Source organism: Massilia sp. 01N410 (assembly GCF_056399665.1).
The window spans coordinates 130,025-153,431 of sequence record NZ_JBFTRV010000004.1 but is presented as its reverse complement, the minus strand read 5'-3'; the positions used below and the strand labels follow the sequence as shown (position 1 = coordinate 153,431).

At 68.3% G+C, this 23,407-nt stretch carries 22 protein-coding genes; 8 read left to right on the top strand and 14 right to left on the bottom strand.

Translation table 11 applies throughout. From position 1 onward, the window contains the following. The first annotated feature begins 5 nt into the window (after positions 1-5). A complete protein-coding gene (locus tag AC1DOP_RS07360; RefSeq protein WP_442123062.1) occupies positions 6-1,166 on the top strand; it encodes an alpha-hydroxy acid oxidase in 1,161 nt (386 codons plus the stop codon). Then, the gene (locus AC1DOP_RS07355; RefSeq protein WP_477250638.1) at positions 1,163-2,350 is read left to right on the top strand and encodes a family 1 glycosylhydrolase; all 1,188 of its coding nucleotides are present in this window, start codon (positions 1,163-1,165) and stop codon (positions 2,348-2,350) included. The genes AC1DOP_RS07360 and AC1DOP_RS07355 overlap by 4 nt, the downstream gene beginning before the upstream one ends. A gap of 18 nt (positions 2,351-2,368) precedes the next feature. On the opposite strand, the gene AC1DOP_RS07350 is transcribed toward AC1DOP_RS07355, so the two are convergent. The 12 genes from AC1DOP_RS07350 to AC1DOP_RS07295 are packed head-to-tail and all read right to left on the bottom strand — an operon-like array spanning position 2,369 to position 14,165. Then, positions 2,369-2,704 carry a cytochrome C oxidase subunit IV family protein gene (locus AC1DOP_RS07350; protein ID WP_477250637.1) on the bottom strand — a complete coding sequence of 112 codons (336 nt, stop codon included), beginning with the start codon at positions 2,702-2,704 and terminating at the stop codon, positions 2,369-2,371. A 1-nt stretch (position 2,705) separates the two neighbouring features. Then, a complete protein-coding gene (locus AC1DOP_RS07345; protein ID WP_477250636.1) occupies positions 2,706-3,368 on the bottom strand; it encodes a cytochrome c oxidase subunit 3 family protein in 663 nt (220 codons plus the stop codon). 5 nt (positions 3,369-3,373) lie between these two features. Continuing rightward, positions 3,374-5,005 carry a cytochrome c oxidase subunit I gene (ctaD, locus tag AC1DOP_RS07340; RefSeq protein WP_442123066.1) on the bottom strand — a complete coding sequence of 544 codons (1,632 nt, stop codon included), beginning with the start codon at positions 5,003-5,005 and terminating at the stop codon, positions 3,374-3,376. Further along, complete coding sequence (coxB, locus tag AC1DOP_RS07335; RefSeq protein WP_442123067.1) at positions 4,980-5,930, bottom strand: cytochrome c oxidase subunit II; 951 nt, start codon at positions 5,928-5,930, stop codon at positions 4,980-4,982. Before coxB ends, ctaD begins: the two co-directional genes overlap by 26 nt. Further along, entirely contained in the window at positions 5,927-6,763 is an 837-nt protein-coding gene (locus AC1DOP_RS07330; protein ID WP_477250635.1) for an SCO family protein, read from the bottom strand. The genes coxB and AC1DOP_RS07330 overlap by 4 nt, the downstream gene beginning before the upstream one ends. After that, positions 6,760-7,092, bottom strand: coding sequence for a hypothetical protein (locus AC1DOP_RS07325; RefSeq protein ID WP_477250634.1), 333 nt, complete (start codon positions 7,090-7,092; stop codon positions 6,760-6,762). The genes AC1DOP_RS07330 and AC1DOP_RS07325 overlap by 4 nt, the downstream gene beginning before the upstream one ends. Beyond that, positions 7,085-8,119, bottom strand: a complete 1,035-nt coding sequence (locus AC1DOP_RS07320) for a hypothetical protein (protein ID WP_477250633.1) — start codon at positions 8,117-8,119, stop codon at positions 7,085-7,087. The genes AC1DOP_RS07325 and AC1DOP_RS07320 overlap by 8 nt, the downstream gene beginning before the upstream one ends. Continuing rightward, positions 8,116-8,745, bottom strand: coding sequence for a c-type cytochrome (locus AC1DOP_RS07315; protein ID WP_477250632.1), 630 nt, complete (start codon positions 8,743-8,745; stop codon positions 8,116-8,118). Before AC1DOP_RS07315 ends, AC1DOP_RS07320 begins: the two co-directional genes overlap by 4 nt. Further along, positions 8,742-9,287 carry a DUF3341 domain-containing protein gene (locus tag AC1DOP_RS07310; RefSeq protein ID WP_442123072.1) on the bottom strand — a complete coding sequence of 182 codons (546 nt, stop codon included), beginning with the start codon at positions 9,285-9,287 and terminating at the stop codon, positions 8,742-8,744. The genes AC1DOP_RS07315 and AC1DOP_RS07310 overlap by 4 nt, the downstream gene beginning before the upstream one ends. Then, the gene (gene nrfD, locus AC1DOP_RS07305) at positions 9,284-10,660 is read right to left on the bottom strand and encodes an NrfD/PsrC family molybdoenzyme membrane anchor subunit (protein WP_477250631.1); all 1,377 of its coding nucleotides are present in this window, start codon (positions 10,658-10,660) and stop codon (positions 9,284-9,286) included. The genes AC1DOP_RS07310 and nrfD overlap by 4 nt, the downstream gene beginning before the upstream one ends. After that, positions 10,657-13,518, bottom strand: a complete 2,862-nt coding sequence (locus tag AC1DOP_RS07300; protein WP_477250630.1) for a 4Fe-4S dicluster domain-containing protein — start codon at positions 13,516-13,518, stop codon at positions 10,657-10,659. The genes nrfD and AC1DOP_RS07300 overlap by 4 nt, the downstream gene beginning before the upstream one ends. After that, a complete protein-coding gene (locus tag AC1DOP_RS07295) occupies positions 13,515-14,165 on the bottom strand; it encodes a cytochrome c3 family protein (RefSeq protein ID WP_442123075.1) in 651 nt (216 codons plus the stop codon). The genes AC1DOP_RS07300 and AC1DOP_RS07295 overlap by 4 nt, the downstream gene beginning before the upstream one ends. Positions 14,166-14,333: 168 nt before the next feature. Between AC1DOP_RS07295 and fliD the strand changes: the two genes are divergently transcribed. Continuing rightward, positions 14,334-15,662 (top strand): flagellar filament capping protein FliD, encoded by a 1,329-nt coding sequence (gene fliD / locus AC1DOP_RS07290; RefSeq protein ID WP_442123076.1) that lies wholly within the window; start codon positions 14,334-14,336, stop codon positions 15,660-15,662. Here the strand turns inward: fliD and AC1DOP_RS07285 are convergent. Continuing rightward, positions 15,652-16,140, bottom strand: a complete 489-nt coding sequence (locus AC1DOP_RS07285) for a GNAT family N-acetyltransferase (protein ID WP_442123077.1) — start codon at positions 16,138-16,140, stop codon at positions 15,652-15,654. The genes fliD and AC1DOP_RS07285 overlap by 11 nt on opposite strands. Then, on the bottom strand, positions 16,137-17,057 hold the full coding sequence (locus tag AC1DOP_RS07280) for a LysR family transcriptional regulator (protein ID WP_477250629.1): 921 nt from the start codon (positions 17,055-17,057) through the stop codon (positions 16,137-16,139). Before AC1DOP_RS07280 ends, AC1DOP_RS07285 begins: the two co-directional genes overlap by 4 nt. 273 nt (positions 17,058-17,330) lie before the next feature. On the opposite strand from AC1DOP_RS07280, the gene AC1DOP_RS07275 reads away from it, so the two are divergent. The 5 genes from AC1DOP_RS07275 to AC1DOP_RS07255 all read left to right on the top strand — a co-directional run bounded on the left by AC1DOP_RS07275 (position 17,331) and on the right by AC1DOP_RS07255 (position 23,401). Continuing rightward, positions 17,331-19,736, top strand: a complete 2,406-nt coding sequence (locus AC1DOP_RS07275) for a TonB-dependent receptor (protein WP_477250628.1) — start codon at positions 17,331-17,333, stop codon at positions 19,734-19,736. Positions 19,737-19,802: 66 nt separating this feature from the next. Further along, positions 19,803-20,675, top strand: a complete 873-nt coding sequence (locus AC1DOP_RS07270; protein ID WP_442123080.1) for an alpha/beta fold hydrolase — start codon at positions 19,803-19,805, stop codon at positions 20,673-20,675. A gap of 33 nt (positions 20,676-20,708) precedes the next feature. Then, positions 20,709-21,902, top strand: coding sequence for a substrate-binding domain-containing protein (locus AC1DOP_RS07265; RefSeq protein ID WP_442123081.1), 1,194 nt, complete (start codon positions 20,709-20,711; stop codon positions 21,900-21,902). A gap of 1 nt (position 21,903) precedes the next feature. Further along, a complete protein-coding gene (locus AC1DOP_RS07260; RefSeq protein WP_477250627.1) occupies positions 21,904-22,683 on the top strand; it encodes an ABC transporter ATP-binding protein in 780 nt (259 codons plus the stop codon). Beyond that, the gene (locus AC1DOP_RS07255) at positions 22,676-23,401 is read left to right on the top strand and encodes an ABC transporter ATP-binding protein (RefSeq protein WP_442123083.1); all 726 of its coding nucleotides are present in this window, start codon (positions 22,676-22,678) and stop codon (positions 23,399-23,401) included. Before AC1DOP_RS07260 ends, AC1DOP_RS07255 begins: the two co-directional genes overlap by 8 nt. Positions 23,402-23,407: the final 6 nt, after the last annotated feature.

Below are 23,407 nucleotides of genomic sequence, written 5' to 3'. Positions count from 1 at the left end.
AAGCCATGAGCAAAATCGCCAGCATCTTCGACCTCGAAACCCTGGCCAGGTCCCGCCTGCCCGGCGTGCTGTTCGACTACATCCACGGCGGCAGCGAGCAGCAGCTGACCCTGCAGCGCAACCTGGACGACCTGCGCGCCCTGGCGCTGCGCCAGCACAGCCTGCGCAACGTGGCCAGGCGCGACACCGCCACCACCATGGCCGGCGACCCCGCCCGCATCCCGCTGGCGGTGGGGCCGACCGGGCTGGCGGGGCTGATGTGGCCGAACGGCGAGTGCGAGGCGGCGCGCGCGGCGGCGGACTATGGCGTGCCCTACTGCCTGTCGACCTGCTCGATCAATTCGATCGAGGACGTGGCCGAGGCAAGCGGCAAGCCCTTCTGGTTCCAGCTCTACCTGATGAAGGATAAAAAGGTCAACGAAAACCTGATCCGCCGCGCGCTGGAGGCCAACTGTTCGGCGCTGGTGCTGACCATCGACCTGCACACCCAGGGCAAGCGCTGGGCCGACGAGAAGGAAGGCCTGGGCGTGCCGCCGCGGCTGACGCCAAAGAACCTGATGGAGATGCTGACCCATCCTCGCTGGCTGGCCGGCATGGCGGGAAGCCGCCGCCACACCTTCGGCAACCTCGAACACGAGATCAAGGAAGGCGGCTCGGTGGGCTCGCTGTCGAAGTGGATCGAAGCCCAGTTCGACCCGAGCTTCGACCTCGACACCGTGCGCTGGGTGCGCAAGGAATGGCCGCGCAAGCTGATCCTGAAGGGCGTGATGCATCCAGACGACGCGCGCAGCGCCCTCGACATCGGCGCCGACGCCATTGTCGTCTCCAACCACGGCGGGCGCCAGCTGGACAGCGCGCCCTCCTCGATCTCGGTGCTGCCGCAGATCGCGGAGGCGGTCGGCAGCCGCATCGAAGTGCTGTTCGACGGCGGCATCCGCACCGGCGGCGACATCGTCAAGGCCCTCGGCCTCGGCGCTTCAGCCTGCCTGAGCGGGCGCGCCTGCCTGTACGGCCTGTGCGCCAAGGGCCGCGACGGCGTCTACTGCGCGCTGCAGCTGTTCGAGCAGGAGCTGCAGGACTGCATGATGCTGTCCGGGCTGTCCAGCGTGTCCGAGGTCCCGCCCGGCGTCGTCACCCCGCAGCCGCCGCTCGGAGGACGCCGATGACGGCGCCACCCTCCTCTTTCAAGTTCGCCAGCGGGATCGAGAACAGCAGCCCCACCATCGGCCACGGCCGCATCCGCCGCGACCAGATGGAGGAATGCGGCCATTACACCCATTGGCGCACCGACTTCGCGCTGGCGGACGGGCTCGGCATCCGCACCCTGCGCTACGGCGTGCCCCTGCACCGCAGCTGGCTGGCCCCGCAGCGCTACGACTGGGATTTCGCCGACCAGGCCTTCGCCGAGCTGCGCCGCCTCGGCATCGAGCCGATCGCCGACCTCTGCCACTTCGGCGTGCCGGACTGGATCGGCAATTTCCAGAATCCGGATTTCCCCGAGCTGTTCGCGCGCTATGCCGCCGATTTCGCCCAGCGCTATCCCTGGATCCACATGTTCACGCCGGTCAACGAGATGTATGTGTGCGCGCGTTTCTCCGCCCTCTATGGCCTGTGGAACGAACAGCTGAGCGACGAGCATGCCTACGTCACCGCCATCAAGCACCTGGTCAAGGCCAACCTGCTGGCCATGCATGCGATCCGCGCCCTGCGTCCCGGTACCCGCTTCATCCAGAGCGAGTCCAGCGAATACTTCCACGCCACCGAGCCGGACGCCGAACCGATCGCCGAGACGCGCAACCTGCGGCGCTTCCTTACCCTCGACCTCAATTACGGGCGCGAGCTGGAACCCACGCTGCGCGGCTTCGTGCTGGACAACGGCATGAGCGAGGAAGAGCTGCGCTTCTTCGAGAACCATGCGCTGCGCAAGCATTGTATCCTCGGCACCGATTACTACCGCTCGAACGAGCACCACGTCGAGGCCGACGGCGGCATGCATCCGGTCGACGAACTGCTGGGCTATGCGGTGATCGCCCGCGAATACGCCGAGCGCTACCGCCTGCCCCTGATGCATACCGAGACCAACCGCGACCAGGGACCGCAGGGCACTGAAGCCTGCGCCTGGCTGGCCAGGCAATGGGCGCTGGTGCGCGGCCTGATGCGGGCCGGGGTCGCGGTGACGGGCTTCACCTGGTATTCGGTCACCGACCAGGTCGACTGGGACATCGAACTGCGCGAGCAGCGCGGCGTGGTCAATCCGCGCGGGCTGTTCGACCTGGACCGCAAGATCCGGCCGGTCGGCAAAGCCTACCGCAAGCTGATCGCCGACTGGGCGGTCCGCCTGGACGCCTGAAACCGGACCCGGGCCGGATCAGCGTCCCAGGCGCGGCGCCACCGTGGATGGATGCTGCCAGGGCGCCTGCACCTCGCTGCGGGTGGCGTAGTCGGCGCCGGACAGGATGAACAGCAGGGCCAGCGTGGCCAGTCCCGCCAGCGCCGTCAGGCGCAGCAGCGGATGGGTCACCCGCAGGCGCATGAAGACCAGGCCCACCAGCACCACCTTGACCGTGGCGACCGCCAGTCCGATCGCCGTATTGATCCAGCCCAGCTGCAGCCAGGACGTGCCGGCGCTGATCGCCAGCAGGACCAGCAAGGCCAGCCAGGTCAGGACCGGGGGACGGCGAAGGATGCGGGTATCGCGCTCCATGCTAGCCTCCCGCCCTGCCGACCAGGTAGAGCAGCGGATACAGGAAGATCCAGACCACGTCGACGAAGTGCCAGTACAGGCCCGCGTATTCGATCGCATCGGCGGATACCCCCATTGGCGGCGGAAGGCGCAGCCGCCAGGCCATCGCCAGGCACACCAGGATGCCGATCGTCAGGTGGACCGCATGCAGCCCGGTAAGGACGAAATACAGGATGAAGAAGAGCTGCATGCCGGGCATCTGCTGCAAGTGGCCGCCATGCTCCGGCCGGAAGCCGGGACCGGGGAAGAGCTTGTCCTGGAAATCATTGTGGTATTCCCAGCCCTTCAGCACCAGGAAGACGAAGCCCAGCGCCGCAACCGCCCACAACAGCCGCATGGCGCGCCGCCGCCGGCCGCTTTCCGCGGCATTGCCCGCCAGCGCCATCAGGAAGCTGCTGGTCAGCAGCACCGCGGTGTTGGCCGTGCCGAGCAGGTAGTCGGTATGGCGGCTGGCGGCGGCGCTGGCCTCGGGATAGTGGACCCGCAGGTAGAGGTAGCCGAACAGCAGCGGCCCGAAGAACAGCAGTTCGCTGGCGATGAACACCCACATGCCGAAGGTGCCGGCGAAGGATTGCTGCTCGCGGCTGGTGAACTGCTCGGCGTGGGGCTGCTTGACCGTAGTCATGGGATTCAATCGGTATGGTAGGCGTAGGGGCCGCGCGCCACCACCGGCGGCTGGGCGAAGTTGTGGACGGGCGGCGGCGATGCCGCCTGCCATTCGAGCCCGGTGGCCTGCCAGGGATTCGGCGGCGCCGGCCGGCCATAGCGCAGCGACCAGGCCAGGTAGCCCAGCGGCAGCAGGTAGCCGATCGCCAGCGTGACCGCGCCGGCCGAGGACAGCACGTGCAGCATCTGGAACTCCTCCGGATAGCTGTGGTAGCGGCGCGGCATGCCTGCATAGCCGAGCAGGTATTGCGGGAAGAAGGTCAGGTTGAAGCCGGCGAAGATCACCACCGCCGCCAGCCTGCCCCAGGCCTCCGAGTACATGCGTCCCGTAATCTTCGGCCACCAGAAGTGGATGCCGCCCAGGTAGGCCATCACCGAGCCGCCGACCATGATGTAGTGGAAGTGGGCGACCACGAAATAGGTATCGGACAGGTGGACGTCGAGGGCCAGCGCGGCCAGGAACAGCCCGGTCAGGCCGCCGATCGTGAACAGGCCGACGAAGCCGAGCGCGTACAGCATCGGCGCGCTGAAGCTGATGCGGCCCTTGTACAGGGTGGCGGTCCAGTTGAAGACCTTGATCGCGGACGGCACCGCGACCATGAAGGACAGCAGCGAGAACACCATGCCCGCATACACTGACTGGCCGCTGACGAACATGTGGTGGCCCCAGACCAGGAAGCCGATCACGCCGATGGCCAGGATCGCATAGGCCATGAAGCGGTAGCCGAACACGGGCCGGCGCGCGAAACAGGGAATGATCTCGCTGGCCACGCCCATCGCCGGCAGCACCATGATGTACACCGCCGGGTGCGAGTAGAACCAGAACAGGTGCTGGAACAGCAGCGGGTCGCCGCCCAGCGCGGGGTCGAAGATCCCGACCTGGAACAGGCGCTCGACGGCCACCAGCACCAGGGTCATGGCCAGCACCGGCGTGGCCAGCACCAGGATCAGCGAAGTGGCATAGTTGGCCCACACGAACAGCGGCAGCCGGAACCAGCCCATGCCGGGCGCCCGCATGGTGTGCACCGTGACGATGAAGTTCAGCCCCGTCAGGATCGAGGAAAAGCCGACCACCAGCACCCCGGTCAGGGCCAGCACCACGTGCGAGTTCGAGAACATGGTCGAGAACGGGGTGTAGAAGGTCCAGCCGGTGTCGACGCCGCCGGCCAGCAGCGCCCACAGGACGATCGCGCCGCCAGCGATGTACAGGTACCAGCTGGCCAGGTTCAGGCGCGGGAAAGCGAGGTCGCGCGCGCCGATCATCATCGGCATCAGGAAGTTGCCGAGCACCGAGGGAATCGAGGGAATCAGGAACAGCCATACCATGATCACGCCGTGGGCGGTGAACAGCTTGTTGTAGGTGTCGGCGCTGACCAGGTCGCCCTGCGGCGTGGCCAGCTCCAGGCGGATCAGGGCCGCCGCGATCCCGCCCAGGAAGAAGAACAGCGTGATCGACACCGCATACAGCAGCGCGATGCGCTTGTGGTCGCGCGTGCCCAGCCAGGAGCCCAGGGTCCAGCCTTCCGACAGGTAGCTGCGGCCGGCCCGGGTGTCGTCTTCCTCGATCAGGCTAAGGTCGCTCTGTGGACGGGTCATGTCCGCTCTCCCTGATGTATTCGATGATCGCCAGCAGGTCCTCCTCGCCGATCTGGCCGGCGAACGAGGGCATGATGGGTTCGTAGCCCGCCACCACGTCCTTGCGCGGCAGGTAGATGGAATCGCGCACGTAGGCTTCGTCGGCGATGATCTCGCGGCCGTCCTGCAGGTGCACGCGGCGTCCCAGCAGGTTCGTCAGGTCGGGCGCGTGCACGCTCGAGCCGGCGGCGTGGCAGCCGCTGCAGCCGTACTGGCGGAACAGCGCGAAGCCGCGCGCGGCCATGCCTGGCTGGCGCGGGCCCTCGGCCAGCCAGCGTCCGTACTCGGCGGGCGGCAGCACCACGATCTTCCCCGTCATCATGGCGTGCTCGGTGCCGCAGTACTCGGCGCAGAACAGCTCGTATTCGCCGGCCTTGCTGGGCGTGAAGCCGATCGAGGTGTAACGCCCCGGCACCGCGTCCTGCTTGATGCGAAAGGCCGGCACGAAGAAGCTGTGGATCACGTCCTGCGAGGTCAGCACCAGGCGTACCGGCCGCCCCAGCGGCAGGTGCAGCTGGCCCACTTCGCGCCGGCCGTTGCGGTGCTCGGCCTTCCACATCCACTGCTTGGCCACCACGAAGACGGGCGTGGCGGCGGGATCCGGGCGGTACAGGGCGGCATAGTCGATCGCGCCCCAGGCGTACAGGCCGAGGAAGAGCAGCATCGGGATCGCGGTCCAGGCGATTTCCACGGGCAGGTCCCTGGACGGCACGTGGCTGCGGTCGGCCTTGGAGCGGGCGCGGTAGCGCACGCAGAACACGATCATCATGACCAGCACGCCCAGCGCCACCGCGCCGGTCAGCAGCAGCAGGCACAGCGCCAGGCTGTCGAGGCGGGTGGCGGACGCGGCGCCGTCGGCCGGCAACAGGTGGAAAGGCACCGTCATGGCCTGCCCTCCTTCGTGGCATCGAAGCCGCGCCGGCGCCACAGCCAGCCGCCCAGGCCCAGCAAGGCCAGCAGCACGCCGCCGCGCACCGCCGCCATCGCCGCGCCGCTGTTCCTGCCGAGCGCCGGGTCGTAATGGGTGCACAGCATCAGCAGGCGTTCGCCGAGGGAGGCCGCGCCGCTGCCGCTATTGCTGCCGATACCTCCATCGCGAGCCGCCTGCAGCGCCGTGCGCAGGGCGGCCGGATCGAAGCGCACGCCGGGGAAATATTGCGTGACGCGCCCGCCGGCATCGACCACCACGAAGCCGGCGGCATGGGCAAATTCCCCCGTCTCCTGGTCGCGCGGCGCACGGTAGCCCAGCGCCGCCTCGATCTGCGCCAGCGCCGGCGCATCGGCGGTCAGCATGCGCAGGTCGGCCGCGCCGCCGGGCAGCAGGGAAGCATAGGCCTGGCGTTTGGAGCTTGCTGCCTGGGCGCCGTCGCGCGGGTCGATCGAGAAGCCGACCAGGCGGTAGCTGCCGGCCGCCATCCCGCCCAGCGAGAGGGCCTGCAGCACGCCCTCGAACAGGGTGCTGCACAGGTTCGGACAGCTGTAGTAGCCCGGCACCAGCACCACTGGCGCGGCGCCGAACAGCTCGCCCAGGCGGAGCGGCCGGCCGGCTTCGTCGCGCAGCATGGCGTCGAGCGGCAGGCGGGTGCCGATCGCCGGCGAAAAATCCGCCGCCGGCTGGGCCGGCAGGCGCATGGCCTGGGCGCCGGCCGTCCCCCGGCACAGCGCCAGCATGAAGCAGGCCGCCACCAGCAGCCGTAGCAAGCGTAACAAGCGGATCATGGCTTGCTCTCCTGCTGCCGGCGCGCCGCCATCAGCCGTATCGCCTCGTCCAGCGGAATGTGGGCGACGCCGGCCTGGCGGTCGACCCAGCCGTAACTGCCGAGGCGCTTCTCTTTTTCCGCGAAGTAAGCCGCACGCTCGTCCTGCGGCGCCGGCTGCAGGCGCGGCGCCGGGATCGCGGCCGGCGGCTTCGCCGTGTTCGCCACCGGACCGAGTCTGTGCAGCAGCCACCACGAGCCCGCCACCGCGAACACGATGCCGCCCGCGATCGCCAGCGCCCCGCGCCGGATCGCGCGGACGTGGATGCCGCTGTCTTCGCTCTCAGGCATGGGCCGCCCTCCTCTTCGTCTCCGCGCCGCGCCAGGCCAGCCAGGCCAGCAGGACGCCGGCCAGCACCGGCAGCGGCGCCAGCCACGTCCAGTGATCCGTCAGGCCCGTCACCGAGGGCAGCACCAGCCACCAGCAATCGAGCAGGTGGACCGCCAGCAGCAGCGCGGCCAGTCCCCCCATCATCGTCGGCGCCTGCTTGGCATGGCGCGACAGCAGGATCAGCAGCGGCCCCGCGAAGTGCACGACGGCCAGGGTCCAGGCCACCGCCTTCCAGCCCGGCGTGGCGCGCAGCAGGTACCAGGAGATCTCGCGCGGCAGGTCGGCCGACCAGATGATCAGGAACTGCACATAGGCCAGGTAGGCCCAGGTCAGCACATACATCACCAGCAGGTTGCCGAAGTCCGGCAGGCGCTGGCGCGCGGCCTCCCTGTCGATCAGCAGCACCGCCAGCGCCAGCCCGCTCAGCATCTGGCCGGTGCCGGTCAGCCAGCCGAACACGCTCGAATACCATTCCGGCCGCAGCGACATCAGCCAGTCGACCGACGCCAGTCCGCTCGAGAAGACGAAGGCCAGCAGGCAGGCGGCGGCGCGGCCAGCCGAACGGTGGCGGGCGCGCAATTCGATCCAGGCCAGCGCGCTCCACAGCAGCAGGTAGGCCAGGCTGCGCGCCACGAAGAAGCCGGGGCTCAGCCACAGCTTGCGGAAGGCGGTTTCCGGCGCCACCGGCCCGGCGCCGGCCCAGGGATAGAGCAGATGCATGCCGGCCAGCACCGGCAGGAACAGCAGGCAGGCCAGCGGCAGCCAGCGCGCCGCGCGCAGCAGCGGCGTGCGGATGATTTCTCCCCAGTCGCCGCCGGTGAGCTGGTGCAGCCAGACATTCGCCAGCCCGCCCAGCAGCGCGCCGGTGACGAACCACCACAGCACCAGGTAGCCCGCCAGCAGTGCGCGCAGGTCGATGCGCCAGCCGATCAGGGCCAGCACGGCGGCTGTCGCCACGGCGGCGATCGCGAGCACGGTGCGGCTCATGGCGTAGCTCCGGCGGCGGCGGCAGTTTCGGGTTGCGCGTCCAGTTTGGCCCGGATATCCGGCGGCAGGCCGTCGGCCGGCGCGTTCTGGCTCAGCTGCAGGGCGCGGATGAAGGCCACGATGGCCCAGCGGTCGGCCGGCTCGATGCGGTCGGCGTAGGGCACCATCACGCCGTAGCCATTCGTGATCACCTCGTAGATGTGGCGGTCCGGGGCTTCGCGCAGGCGCGGCTGGTGATAGGTCGGCGGCGCCGGAAAGCCGCGCCGCACCACCAGGCCGTCGCCGTCGCCCACCGGGCTGTGGCAGGGCAGGCAGTAGATCATGTAGCGCTCGCGGCCCCGCTCCAGCAGGCGCAGGTCGACCGGATAGGGATTCGTCTGCGCAGTCTCGGCGGCGATGTCTTCCTGCACGGCGGTGCCGCCCTTGCGCCCGCCGGTGCTGTCGGAAAAGGCGCCGCGGGCGCGCGGCTGGGTGCCGGCCGGCGGCATGCGCGCCGAGGCGCCGTCCGGGAACAGGGTGCTGGCGGCGAAGGTCTTGTAGCGCGGCTGGTCGTACATGTCCTGCTTGGCCCGTTCGCAAGCAGCCAGCAAGACCAGCGGCAACAGGAGGCCGGGCAGGAATCTCATGCCGGCACCTCGCGCAGCAGCATGGGATGCAGGCCTTCCAGCAGATCGCGCGCCGGGCCCGGCGCGAACACAGGGTCGTGGGCGGGCAGGCAGAGGAAGAAGCGGTTGCGGCTGGCCAGCTCGAATTCCTCGACCTCGAACAGCGGGTGATAGAGCTGCGGCAGGCCGTTCTGGATCAGCATGGCCAGCACCGCCGCCACCGCCGCTCCCAGGATGGTCAGCTCGAAGGTCGGCGGAATGAAGGATGGCCAGGAATGGAGCGGCCGGCCGCCGACATTGATCGGGTAGTCGATCACGGCCGCATACCACTGCAGGAAATAGGTGGCCGCGCCGCCCAGCACGCCGCCGATCAGGGTCGCCGGCGCGACCCAGCTGCGCCGGGTGCCGAGCACTTCTTCGAGGCCCTCGACCGGGAACGGGCTGTAGGCTTCGGCCTGGGTGTAGCCGTGCGCCCTCGCCTCCTTCGCCGCCGCGCACAGGCTGTCCGCGTTGGGGAATTCGGCCAGCAGGCCGTACACTGCCCGGCTCGGTTTTTGCCTCATTTCTTGCCCTCCGCGGTGTCGCGCACCAGCTCGCGCATCTCGGCCATCGAGATCAGGGGCAGGAAGCGCACGAACAGCAGGAACAGCCAGACGAAGAAGGCGATCGAACCGAACAGCGTGATCCAGTCCCAGCGGGTCGGGTAGAACATGCCCCAGCTCGATGGCAGGAAGTCCCGGTGCAGCGAGGAGACCACGATCAGGAAGCGCTCCATCCACATGCCGCAGTTGATCGCGAGGCTGAGCAGGAACAGGGCCGGCACGCTTTGGCGCACGCGCCGCCACCACAGGATCTGCGGCAGCACGATATTACAGGTCAGCATGCTCCAGTAGACCGGCGCATACGGCCCGACCCAGCGGTTGATCGTCATGTAGGTTTCGTACTTGTCGCCGCTGTAGAAGGCGGTGAAGATCTCGGACAGGTAGCCGTAGCCCACCATCCAGCTGGTCGCCAGCAGCACCTTGGCGGCATTCGCCAGGTGGCGTCCGGTGATGAAGTCCTGCAGCCCGAAGGCCGCGCGCAGCGGAATCGCCAGGGTCAGCACCATCGCGAAGCCCGAGAACAGCGCCCCGGCCACGAAATAAGGCGGGAACACGGTCGAGTGGTAGCCGGGCGTGTTCCCGACCGCGAAGTCGAGCGACACGATGGTGTGCACCGACACCACCAGCGGCGTCGCCAGCCCCGCCAGCAGCAGATAGGCCTTCTCGAAGCGCGCCCAATGCCGCGCATCAAAGCGCCAACCGAGGGCCAGCAGGCCGTAGGCGACCTGGGCCCCGCGCTGCCCGCGCGCGCCGGCGCGGTCGCGCAGGGTGGCCAGGTCGGGAATCAGGCCCACGTACCAGAACATCAGCGACACCAGCAGGTAGGTGGCGATCGCGAAGAAATCCCACACCAGCGGGCTGCGCCACTGCGGCCACACGTTCATCACGTTCGGATAGGGCACGATCCAGTAGAAGAACCAGGGCCGGCCCAGGTGCAGGATCGGGAACAGGCCGGCGATGCTGGCCGCGAACAGGGTCATGGCCTCGGCGAAGCGGTTGATCGAGGTCCGCCAGCGCTGGCGCAGCAGGAGCAGGACGGCCGAGATGAAGGTGCCGGCGTGGCCGATCCCGATCCACCAGACGAAGTTCCCGATCGCGAAGCCCCAGGCCACCGGGATGTCGACGCCCCAGATGCCGATGCCCTTCGCCAGCAGCCAGCTGACCGCCACCAGCAGCGCCATCACGCCGGCCGAGGCGACCAGGAAGGCGCTCCACCACTTCCAGCCGAACGTCCCGGACAGGACGATGCCGGCGATCTTGTCGCTGACGTCGGCATAGCCCCAGCCGGCGCGCAGTTCCGGGGTGTCGCGGGACCTGGGCTGCGGCGCGCTCATTCCAGCTCCGGGTCGGGGTTGATCAGGCGCGTGGTGTAGCTGGTGCGCGGCCGGGTGTTCAGTTCCTGCAGCAGGGCGTAGTCGAAGGGCGAGGACTTGGCCGCCAGGACGTCGCTGCGCGGGTCGTTCAGGTCGCCGAAGTGGATCGCCGTCGTCGGGCAGGCCGCCTGGCAGGCGGTGACGACTTCGCCATCGGCAATGCGGCGGCCCTGCTTCTCGGCGTCGATGCGGGCGCGCGTGATGCGCTGCAGGCAGTAGCTGCATTTTTCCATGACCCCGCGCCGGCGCACCGTCACTTCCGGGTTCTGCAGCGCCTTCAGGCTCTCGAGCTTCTGGTTCGAATACTGCAGAAAGTTGAAGCGGCGGACCTTGTAGGGGCAGTTGTTCGAGCAGAAGCGGGTGCCGATGCAGCGGTTGTAGACCTGGACGTTCAGGCCTTCGTCGTCGTGCACGGTGGCGCCGACCGGGCACACCTCTTCGCAGGGCGCATGCTCGCAATGCATGCAGGGCACCGGCTGGAACAAGGTGCGCGCACCGAGACGGTAGCGGTCGACCCGGATCCAGTGCATGCTGCGGCCGCGCATCACCTCTTCCTTGCCGACCACCGGGATATTGTTCTCGGCCTGGCAGGCGACGGTGCAGGCGGCGCAGCCGATGCAGGCGTTGAGGTCGATCGCCATGCCCCATTTGTACTCGTCGTAGCGGTACTCCGGATACAGCGAGGTCTTGCCGCCCTCTTGCTCTTCGCGGTTCTTCGGCGCGGCTTTCGCCCCGGCCTGCGCCACTTTCACCGGATCGCGCCCGTGCATGTCGACCTCGCGCTGGCGCAGCGCGAACACATGGCCGCCCATGGTGGCATCGAGCCGCAGCGGCACCGGTCCGCCCAGCGCGGCCTGGGGACGCAGGCGGTAAGCGTCGAAGCCGACCGCATTGCCGACCGAGCCGGCGCCACTGCGCCCGTAGCCGAGCGGCAGCGTGACCACGCCCTCGGCCTGCTCCGCCAGCACCATCACCGGCGCCTCGATGCTGCGGCTGTCCACCGTCAGCCGGGCCACGCCGCCATCGAGGAGGCCGGCGCGCCTGGCGGTGGCGGGACCGATCAGGGCGGCGTTGTCCCAGGTGAGCGAGGTCAGCGGCCGCGGCAGCTCCTGCAGCCAGGCGTTGTTGCAGAACTCGCCGCCATCGACGGCCGGATCGGGCACGAAGCACGCCACCAGCGGCGGCGTTTCCAGCTTCGGCATGTCCACCGGCGGCACCTCGCGCACCGTCACCGCCGGCGCCGCGCTGCCCTCCACCAGGCCGCGGCGCAGGGCTTCGCGCCAGAAGGCGTCGAAGGCCGGGCCGGCCAGTTCGGGACGCGCGGCCTGCCAGGCGGCGCGCGCCAGCACCAGGCCGTCGCGGCTGCCCTCGCCCAGCAGGGTCGCCAGCACCGTGTGCGCGGAGCGTCCGCCATACAGGGGCGCGATCAGCGGCTGCACGATGCTGGCCGTGCCATCGATGGCGCGGGCATCGCTCCAGGCTTCGTAGCCGTGCGCCAGCGGCAGGTGCCAGCCGGCCTCGCGCGCGGTCTCGTCGCGGTAGAGGCCGAGGTGGGCGCTCAACGGCACGCGACGCAGGGCCTGGGCGAAGCCGAGTGCGGGCGGCGCGGTGTAGACCGGGTTCGTGTCCAGCATCAAGAGGGTGTCGACCCTGCCGGCCTGCATGTCGGCCGCCAGTCCGGCCAGCGTGGCGCCATGCTCGGGCGCGCCGAGCGCCACCCGCTCGATATGGGCGATGGGCCCCTGCTGCCCGCCCAGGCGCTGGTTGAGCAGGTGGGCCAGGGCGCGGCCGGCCGGGCTCAAACTCGGTCCGGCCACCACCAGCGCATGGCCGCGCGCCCCGCGCAGTGCCATCGCCACCGCCGTCTCCCAGCGCGCGACGGCGGGATCCGGCGCGGTGCCGCCGCCGGGCGCCGCTTCCAGCAGGCCGGCGATGCGCCACAGCGAGGCCTCGATCTCGTGCGGCGCCCGCGCCAGGCGCTCGTCGGCGTAGGCACCGGTGAGGGTCGGCGTGGACTCCATCGCGTACAGGCGGTTGGCGGCGACGCTGGCGCCCAGCCGGCGCGGCGCGGTGAAGGCGCGCGCATGCGCCAGGCTGCCGCCCCGCCCGCCCTCGGCGCCGAACAGGTCGGCGTCCAGGGTCAGGAGCACGGCCACCTTGTCGAGCCGGTACAGGGTGTCGAGCGGACGCCCGAAGGCCAGGCTGGAGGCGGCCGCGGCGCCGTCGTCGTGCAACGGATCCCAGGCGTGCCAGCGCATCGCCGGATACTTCTTCTGCAGCGCTGCCAGCTGGGCCGCCAGGGTCGGCGAGGTGGCCGGGCCGCTCAGGACGCGCAGGCCGGCGCCGCCGTCGCGCGCGAACCGCGGGCGGCGCGCTTCGAGGGCCGCCTCGAAGGCCGACCAGCTCGACAGCTCCGTACCCTGCTGCACCGTCTGCGAACGGTCCGGATCCCACATCTGCAGGATCGAGGCCTGGGCGAAGACGTCGGTGGCGCCGCCGCTGACGGGATGCTCGGGATTGCCCTCGACCTTGGTCGGCCGGCCCATATTGGTCTCGACCAGCACGCCGTGGGCGAAGCCGCGCCGGACGAAGGCGGTGGCGTAGAACAGCGGCAGTCCCGGCACGTCCTGCTCCGGCATCCGCACATAGGGCACGATGGCCTCGGGCGGCGGCCCGCTGCAGCCGGCGCCGGCCAGCGCCGCGGAAGCCGCCATCAGCTTCAGGAAGCGGCGCCGCGACGGCTCGTCCTGGCCGTGATCATGATCGTGATCGTGATCGTGGCCGTGGATGGGGATGACGGGATGGCCGGTTCTTTTCATCGGTGGCAGGTCGAACAGTTGGTCAGCGCATTCGTGCTGCGCAGGCGGTACAGGCGGTCGAGCTGGCGCACTTCCTCCGGCGTCAGCGGCCGCTGCGGCGCCATCGACAGCACCTTGCTGAGCGGGCGGACGTGCTGCGGCGCGGTGCGGTGGCAACCCAGGCACCACTGCATTTCGAGGGTGGCGGTGCGCCAGGTCAGCGGCATCTGGTCGACGCGGCCGTGGCATTCGACGCAGGCGACGCCCTTGTTCACGTGGATATCGTGTGCGAAATAGACGAAGTCGGGCAGGTCGTGCACCCTCACCCAGTGGATCGGCCGGCCGCTGCGCGCGCTCTCGTGCAGCGGGGCCAGCGCGGGCGAATCGAGGAAAAGCTGCGAGTGGCAGCTCAGGCAGATGCCGGTCGAGGGCATGCCGGCGAAACCGGATTTTTCGACCGAGGTGTGGCAATAGCGGCAATCGATGCCGTCGTCGCCGGCGTGGTGCTTGTGGCTGAAGGCGATCGGCTGGTTGACCGGTTCGTAGATGCCGTTACGCGGCGTCATCTCCCAACGTGCCACCGCCACCGCCGCCACGGCGATGCCGAGGATGAGCAGTAAAGCCAGTTTGACGACCAGCACGGCAGGCTTGGAAAACGGCGGTGCCATTGGATTGCTTATCAGCTAAAGGAATGGATTGGTGGCTATGTAGTTGTTTTTTTGATACTTTACCTAGTATAGGCGAGTGCCGGCAATCGGTCCGCACGCTTGAATTGACGGGTAAACCCCTTGCAATTGAATACATCGAGAGGGAGCCGCCTGGCCCATAATGAGCGCATGACTATCTCGACCTCGACCTCGTCGCCGGGCCTTGGCGCCACCAGCGGCAGCCTGTCCAGCCTCTACACCAGCGCTACGCAGTCGCTGCTGGCGAAGAACCCGGCCGTCAAGCTCATCGACACCCAACTACAGCGCGACAATGCGCGCCTGTCCAGCCTGGGCAGGATGGCGCTCGCGCTGGACGGCTTCCGGAACGCCGCCGGCGGCCTGTCCGCCGCCGGGATGGACATGTCGGCCAGCAGCAGCACCAAGGCGGTCGAGGCCAGCCTGAGCGGCGCCACCGCCACGGCCGGCTCGCACACGGTCGAGGTCAAACAGCTGGCCCAGGCCCAGCAGCTGGCCAGCAAGGCCCTGGCCGCCCGCGATGCCCCGATCGGCAGCGGCGCCGTCACGGTGATCAAGATCGACACCGGTTCGGCGTCCAAATCGCTGCGCATCGACGGCAGCAACAACACCCTGGACGGCATCGCCAAGGCCATGCGCGACGCCGGCCTGAACGCCGAGGTGGTGCAGGACGGCAAGGGCTTCGCCCTCAGGCTGACCGGCACCAGCGGCGCGGCAAACGGCATGCGCATCAGCGTCAGCGGCGACCCGGCAGTGCAAGGACTGCTCTCCTACGGCAACGGCGGCAACAGCGCGATGACGGAAAAGACCGCGGCCCAGGACGCCCAGCTGGTGGTCGACGGCAAGACCGTCACGGCAAGCACGAACAAGGTCGACAAGGCCATCGCCGGCGTCTCGCTGACCCTGGGCGCGGTCGGCAAGAGCGAGGTGCAGGTGGCCCGCGATCCGTCCGCGATCGCCGCCAACGTGAAGAGCCTTGTAAGCGCCTTCAACGCCATGGGCAGCCAGCTGGCCACGCTGCGCAGCGGCGACCCGGGCTCGGACTCGGCGCTGAACCAGGTGACCGCGCAGATCAACCAGGTGCTCGACGCCGCCGACCCGAAGGCGCTGGCCGAGATCGGCGTTACGCGCAAGAGCGGCGCCCTGGTGCTCGACGAGACCAAATTGAAGGCGGCCATCGCCGCCGACCCGGGCAAGGTGACGGCGCTGTTCGCGAATGGCGGCAAGGGCCTGGCCGAACAGCTGGCCAAGCGCGCCGGCGAGCAGATCGCCACCGGCGGCACGGTCGCGAACCAGGCTCACGCGGTCAAGCAGGATGCCGACAAGCTGAGCGACAAGAAGGCGAAGATCGTCGACACCGTCAGCCGCCAGGCGGCGATGCTGGCGCAGCAGTATTCGCTGGCCGGATCGGGCATCGGCGGCAGCGCGCTGTTCGGCAACGGTCAGGTCAAGCCGATGTCGCTGTTCGACTTCATGGCTTGAGCGGCAGCACGTAGCGTCCGTAGGGCACGCCGCGGATCGGCGGCAGGTCGGCGTCGCGCACGAAGCCGAGCGCCTCGTACATGCGCAACGCCGAGGCCATGATCGGACTCGTATGCAGGCCAACCGCGGGCGCCCCGGCGTCCCGCGCCAGGCGCAGGCAGCCCGCCACCAGTTCCCTCCCCGCGCCCTGCCCGCGCCGCCGAGGATCCACCACCAGCATGCGGATCACCGACCACGCCATCGGGAAGAAGGCGGCGCGCGGCCGGCCGGGCCCGACGTGGGCGACCGCGCCGACGATCTCGCCCGCCTGTTCGGCCACCAGGATATCCGCGCCTGCCGCGAGATCGGCCATCCGCGCTATCCCCTCGATGAAGCTGGGCCAGTCGGCGTAATCCCGCGAATACTGCAAGAAGGCGGCGCGCGCCACCGCGTTCACAAGCTCGCGGTCGCCGTCCGCATACGGGCGAACGCGGATCATGCCGCCCGCCCGATGTCGTCCTTGATCCACCACAGCGAGGGATTGTTGTCGGCCAGGTCGCGCAGCAGGTCCCATACCACCTTCACCCGGCGCAGGCGATAGAGGTCGGTGGGCGCGGCGAGCCAGAAGGAGCGTTCGGCGTAGAAGCCCGGCAGCACCGGCACCAGGCGGCCGTCGTCCGGGATCGCATAAGGCGGCGCCATCATCAGGCCCATGCCCAGCGCCGCCGCCTCGACCTGGGCGCCCATGCCGAGCGAGCAGAAGCGTCGCCGCGGCGTGAATCCGAGTTCGTTCAGGTAGGACAGCTCGCGGCTCGCCAGGCGGTCCTGCACATAATCGACGAAATCGTGGCCTTCGAGGTCGGCGTGGGTACGGATCGGCGGATGGCGGTCCAGGTAGGCGGGCGATCCGTACAGGTAGAAGCGGAAGGAAGCCAGGCGCGTGACCACGTAGCGGCCGGTGGCCGGTGGATCCAGCATCACGCCGAGGTCGGCCTCGCGGTTGGCCAGGTTGGCGAAGCGCGCCAGCGACAGCATCTCGATCGACAGGTCGGGATGCGTGTCGAGCAGCTTGACCAGCAGCGGCGCCACCACCCTCACCCCGAACACGTCCGGCACGCCCAGCCGCACCACGCCCTGGGCGCCGACCTCGGTGCCGCCCAGCCGCTCGAGCGCGGCCAGCGACGCCCCTTCCATCGCTTCCGCATGCGGCAGCAGGGCGTGGCCCATCTCGGTCAGCTCGTAACCCTCGCGCGAGCGGTCGAACAGGGTGGTCCCGAGCTGGCTCTCGAGGCGGTCGATGCGCCGCGCCACGGTGGTGTGCTCGACGTCCAGCCGGCGCGAGGCGCCCGACAGGGTCCCCGCACGCGCCAGTTCAAGAAAGAAACGCAGGTCAGTCCACTCGGGCAAGGTATTCATAGGTTGATTGTCTGATATCAGCAACAATTATTGTGCACCAGTGCACATTTTGGCGCCAAGACTTTCCTTGAATCAGGTCTTCGGCCGCCTACCGCCAGAGTGAGACCCGGCGTTTTCAGGTCACACATGGGTGCGTCTCAAAACATCCCTGTGCATTTTTGCACACCTGTTGAGCGCGTTGTTATCTATTCAACCAGTCTTGTGCGGGGCAAACTTCCCTCCGTGCGAAAAAACCTGAACGCATGCGCTATCAATAATATTAGGAGACATACAATGCGTCGTACCGAAAACAGACTGATGCTGCTGAACCGTTCCGCCATCTCCACCGCCGTCCTGCTGGCGCTCTACGGCGCCGCGGTCGGGGTAGCCCATGCCCAGGAAGGTGCGGACGCCGCCGCCAGCGCCGCGCCCGCCGCCACCGCCACCGCCACCGCCAACGCCAATGCCAATGCCAACGGCGACAACATCAACCAGGTGGTCGTCACCGCCCGCCGCCGCGCCGAACTGATCCAGGACGTGCCGGGCGCCGTCACCGCCATCTCCGGCGCCGAGCTGGAAAAGCAGGCCGTGCCCGACATCACCGCCCTGACCGACTCCACCCCGAACACCACCCTGAAGGCGTCGCGCGGCACCAATACCACGCTGACCGCCTTCATCCGCGGCATCGGCCAGCAGGATCCGGTCGCCGGCTACGAGCAGGGTGTCGGCATCTACCTCGACGACGTCTACCTGGCCCGTCCGCAAGGCGCCCTCACCGACATCTACGACCTCGAACGCATCGAAGTGCTGCGCGGCCCGCAAGGCACCCTGTACGGCCGCAACACCATCGGCGGCGCCGTCAAGTACGTGACCCGCAAGCTGGCGCCGAAGCCCACCCTGGACGCCAAGCTCACCTTCGGCAACTACGGCGAGAAGGACCTGGTGGTCAAGGGCAGCATGCCGATCTCCGACATCCTGCGCATCGGCGCCACCGTCGGCACCTTCAACCGCGACGGTTTCGGCCACAACATCCTGAACGGCCGCCAGAACTACAACAAGGACGTGGTCGCCGGCCGCGTCAGCCTCGAGCTGACCCCGTCCCCGGAGCTGTTCATCCGCCTGGCCACCGACAAGACCGTCGACGATTCCGAGGCGCGCCAGGGCCGGCGCCTGACCCTGGGCCCGGCACCTGGCAATATCCAGCCGGCCTCCGGCACCTACGACACCCGCGCCAACCTGTACAAGGTGCTGGGCCACGAGCAGCAGGTCACCACCGAAGGCAGCTCGCTGCTGGCCGAATACACGATCAACCCGACCCTGTCGGTGAAGTCGATCACCGCCTACCGCAAGTCGAAGTCCTATGCGCCGATCGACTTCGATTCGCTCGAACTGCCGCTGTGGGAAGCGCCGTCCTTCTACAAGGACAACCAGACCAGCCAGGAATTCCAGCTGACCTACACCGGCGACAAGGTGCAGGGCGTGGCCGGCCTGTTCTACATGAAGACCAATGCCTACAACGACTTCGACGTGCTGTACAACGCCGCCGGCGGCCTGTCGCTGCTGACCCACGACGACATCGACTCCAAGACCTGGGCCGCCTACGCCGACGCCAGCTACAACGTGACCGATGCCTTCAGCGTCACGGTGGGCGGCCGGTATACCGAGGACGAGCGCCGCGCCGAGATCTTCAAGCAGACCTACCTGGGCCTGAACGATTCGCCGCGCCTGGGCAATGCCGGCGCTGTCGCCTTCGGCGCGCCGAACACCAACCTCGGCAAGGATGCCCTGCACCGCACCGACAAGAAGTTCACGCCGAAACTCGGCTTCGGCTACAAGCTGACCCCGGAACACAATCTGTACACCACCTGGTCGAAGGGCTTCAAGGGCGGCATGTTCGATCCGCGCATGGACCTGGCCGCCACCGGCGGCCCGAACTCCGTGGTGTCGCTGGCCAAGCGCCGTGGCGTCGACCCTGAGGAAGTCAGCAGCATCGAACTGGGCGTGAAGTCGTCGATGAACGGCGGCCGCCTGCAGACCAATGCCGCGGTCTTCTACACCGACTACAAGAACGTGCAGATCCCGGGTTCGATCCCGACCTATGCCGCCGACGGCAGCGTGAACGGCTTCGCCGGCAGCCTGACCAACGCGGGCAAGGCCAAGATCAAGGGCCTGGAACTGGAAGCGGTCGCCTACCTGACCAACCAGCTCAGCGTGAACGCGATGTACAGCTACATCGACGCCAAGTACAACGAGTGGATGGTGGCGAACGGCGCCAGCCTGGTGAACATCGCCGGCAGCACCGAGTTCCAGAACACCCCGAAGAACTCGGCCAACATCGCCATCAACTACGACTGGCCGGTCAGCATCATGGGCCGTTCGGGTTCGATGAGCTTCATGAACAGCGTCTCCTACAAGAGCAAGGTGTACCAGACCGAGATCGCGCGCAGCACCGGCGTGGCCACCCTGGACGCGACCATCCCCGGCAACCTGATGCTGGCCCAGGATGGCTATGCGCTGTGGGATGCGGGCGTGGTCTGGACCAGTTCGGACCGCAAGATCCAGGTCGGACTGCATGGCCGCAACCTGGCCGACAAGCGCTACAAGACCGCCGGCTACAACTTCTCCGGCTTCTTCAATACCGTGACCGCGTTCTACGGGGACCCGCGCACCGTGCGCGCCACCCTCAACGTGAAGTTCTGATCGCCCCGCCCGATGGCTGCAGGGCGTCCCGCGGGGCGCCCTTTTTTAAAATCACAACGGGGTCCAATGTCCAACTACACTGAAATCAGCTTTACTAGTGATGACGGCCTGCAGCTGTACGCACGCGATTACGCCTCCGCCTCGGGACCCGCGCGCCTGCCAGTGATCTGCATCCACGGCCTGACCCGCAACTCGGCCGACTTCGACGAACTCGCGCCGATGATCGCGGCGCTGTCGCGGCGCGTGCTGGCGCTCGACGTGCGCGGACGCGGACGCTCGCAGCGCGATCCCGATCCCGACAACTACAACCCGAACGTCTATGCCGGCGACGTGGTCAAGCTGATGTCCGACCTCGGCATCGCCCGCGCGGTCTTCATCGGCACCTCGATGGGCGGCCTGATCACGATGGCGCTGGCGGCCCGGGACATCGAGCTGATCGCCGCCGCCATCATCAACGACATCGGTCCGGTGCTGTCCGAAAAAGGCCTGGCGCGCATCGCCGGCTATGCCGGCAAGACCGCCTCGCTGGCGTCCTGGAACGACGCCGCCCGCCACGTCAAGGACATCAACCTGTGCGCATTCCCCGACAACTCCGATGCGGAGTGGGACAAGTGGGCGCGCCGCGCCTTCGAGCAGGACGGCGAGGGCCGGCTGGCGCCGCGCTACGATCCAAACATTGCCATTGCATTACAAACCGGTAAACTCCGTCCGACGTCCCTGGCGGGCCGCATGGCCTTCCGGCGGCTGGCGCGCAAGCGTCCCGTCCTGCTGGTGCGCGGCGAGCTGTCCGACCTGCTGGAGCCGCGCCAGTCCGACTGGATGCGGCGCGCCGCCCCCGGCATGCAGTACGTCGAAGTGCCCCAGGTCGGCCATGCGCCGATGCTGACCGAACCGGCGGCACTCGAGGCGATCGCCCGCTTCCTGGCGACCGTGCCCTGAATAAAACGCAGTAAGAGAAACGAGGAGACCCACATGACCCGCATCAAGCCCCTCCCAACTGCCCTGCTGGCAGCCTTCATCGCCACCGCCGGCGGCAGCGCCCTCGCCGCGCCCGATCTCAAGGTCGCCCTCATCGCCGGCAAGACCGGCGCCCTGGAATCCTATGCCAAGGAAACCGAGACCGGCTTCATGATGGGCCTCGAGTACCTGACCGGCGGGAAGATGGAAATCAACGGCCGCAAGATCAAGGTGATCGTCAAGGACGACCAGGGCAAGCCGGACCTCGGCCGCACGCTGCTGGCCGAAGCCTACGGCGACGACAAGGTCGACCTCGCGGTCGGCACCACCTCGTCCGGCTCGGCGCTGGCGATGCTGCCGGTGGCCAAGGAATACAAGAAGGTGCTGATCGTCGAACCGGCGGTGGCCGACGAGATCACCGGCGCCAAGTGGAACAAGTACATCTTCCGTACCGCGCGCAACTCGATGCAGGACGCGCTGGCCGCCGCCTCGACCCTGAAGAGCGGCAGCGTGGCCTTCCTGGCCCAGGACTATGCCTTCGGCCGCGACGCCATCAAGGCCGGCAAGGAAGCCCTGGCCGCCACCGGCAGCAAGGCCAATGTCGTGCACGAGGAATACGCGCCGGCCGCCTCGACCGACTTCACCGCGCCCACCCAGCGTTTGTTCGACGCCCTCAAGGACAAGCCGCAGCCGCGCGTGCTGGCCATCGTCTGGGCCGGCCCGAACCCGCTGAACAAGATCGCCGACATGAAGCCCGAGCGCTACGGCATCACGCTGGCCCCGGGCGGCAACATCCTGCCGGTGATGAAGACCTGGAAGGCCTACGCCGGCACCGAAGGCACCATCTATTACTACTACGGCTTCCCGAAGAACAAGATGAACGACTGGCTGGTGGCCGAGCACACCAGGCGCTTCAAGGCCCCGCCCGACATGTTCACGGCGGGCGGCATGGCGGCGGCCGGCGCGGTCTATGCGGCGCTGTCGAAGGTGCCGAACGCGAACGGCGACCAGCTGGCGGCGGCGATGGAAGGCATGTCCTTCGAGACGCCGAAGGGCACCATGACCTTCCGCAAGGAAGACCACCAGGCCCTGCAGCCGATGTACCACTTCCGCATCAAGAAGGACCAGAAGAACGAGTGGGACCTGCTGGAACTGGTGCGCGAGATCCCGGCCAGCGAACTGCCGCTGCCGGTGCGGAACAAGCGCTGACATGGCGGACAAGGAACGACAGGCGCAGCCTTCCCTCGCGACCCGCGACCTGACGATCCGCTTCGGCGGCCACGTCGCGGTGAACGAGGTGACGGCCGCGTTCTACCCGGGCACCCTGACCGTGATCGTCGGCCCCAACGGCGCCGGCAAGACCACCTACTTCAATCTCATCTCCGGCCAGCTGGCGGCGACATCCGGCAGCGTGCACGTGGCCGGCCGCGACGTGACCCGCTACAAGGCGGCGCAACGCACCCGCCTCGGCGTGGGCCGCGCGTTCCAGCTCACGAATCTTTTCCCTCACCTGACGGTGCTGGAGAACGTGCGCCTGGCGGTGCAGAGCCGCGCCGGCATCGGCCTGAACATGTTCTCGGTCTGGTTCGGCCACAAGGAGATCATCGCGCGCGCCGAGCACTACCTCGAGCGCGTGTCGATGATCGCCAAACGCGACGTACTGGTGGGCACCCTGCCCCACGGCGACCAGCGCAAGCTCGAAGTGGCGATCCTGCTGGCGCTGGAACCGGAGATCCTGATGTTCGACGAGCCGACCGCCGGCATGAGCGTGGACGAGGTCCCGGTGGTGCTCGACCTGATCCATCAAGTCAAGGCCGAGCGCAACAGGACCGTGCTGCTGGTCGAGCACAAGATGGACGTGGTGCGTTCGCTGGCCGACCGCATCATCGTGCTGCACAACGGCACCCTGGTCGCGGACGGCGAGCCGCGCGAAGTCATGCAATCGAAAATCGTACAGGAAGCCTATCTTGGAACTCCGGAACATGTCTGAGCCGATCCTGACCCTGTCCGGCGTGCACACCCACATCGGCCAGTACCACATCCTGCAGGGCGTCGACCTGGTGGTGCCGCGCGGCGGCCTGGCGGTCCTGCTGGGCCGCAACGGCGCCGGCAAGACCACCACCCTGCGCACCATCATGGGCCTGTGGAAGGCCAGCGCCGGCAGCATCGTCTTCGACGGCCGCGACATCACCAGGATGTCGACCCCGGACATCGCGCGCGCCGGCATCGCCTACGTCCCCGAGAGCATGGCCGTGTTTTCCGAACTGACGGTGCGCGAGAACCTCTACCTGGCGGCCCGCAACGGCGCGCTGGATGAGGCGCGCGTCGACTGGATCTGCGGCTTCTTCCCGGCCCTGAAGAAATTCTGGAACTACCCGGCCGGCAACCTGTCCGGCGGCCAGAAGCAGATGGTGGCGATCGCCCGCGCGATCGTCGAGCCGAGGAAGCTGCTGCTGGTGGACGAACCGACCAAGGGCCTGGCCCCCGCCATCGTGCAGAGCCTGATGATGGCTTTCCGCGAGCTGAAGGACACCAACACCACCATCCTGCTGGTCGAGCAGAACTTCAATTTCGTTCGCAGCCTCGGCGATACCGTCAGCGTGATGGACGACGGCCGGGTCGCGCATGCCGGCCTGATGCACGACCTGGCCGGGGACGAGGCGCTGCAGCAGCGCCTGCTCGGCCTTTCACTGGATTCCCATCAATGAGCCATC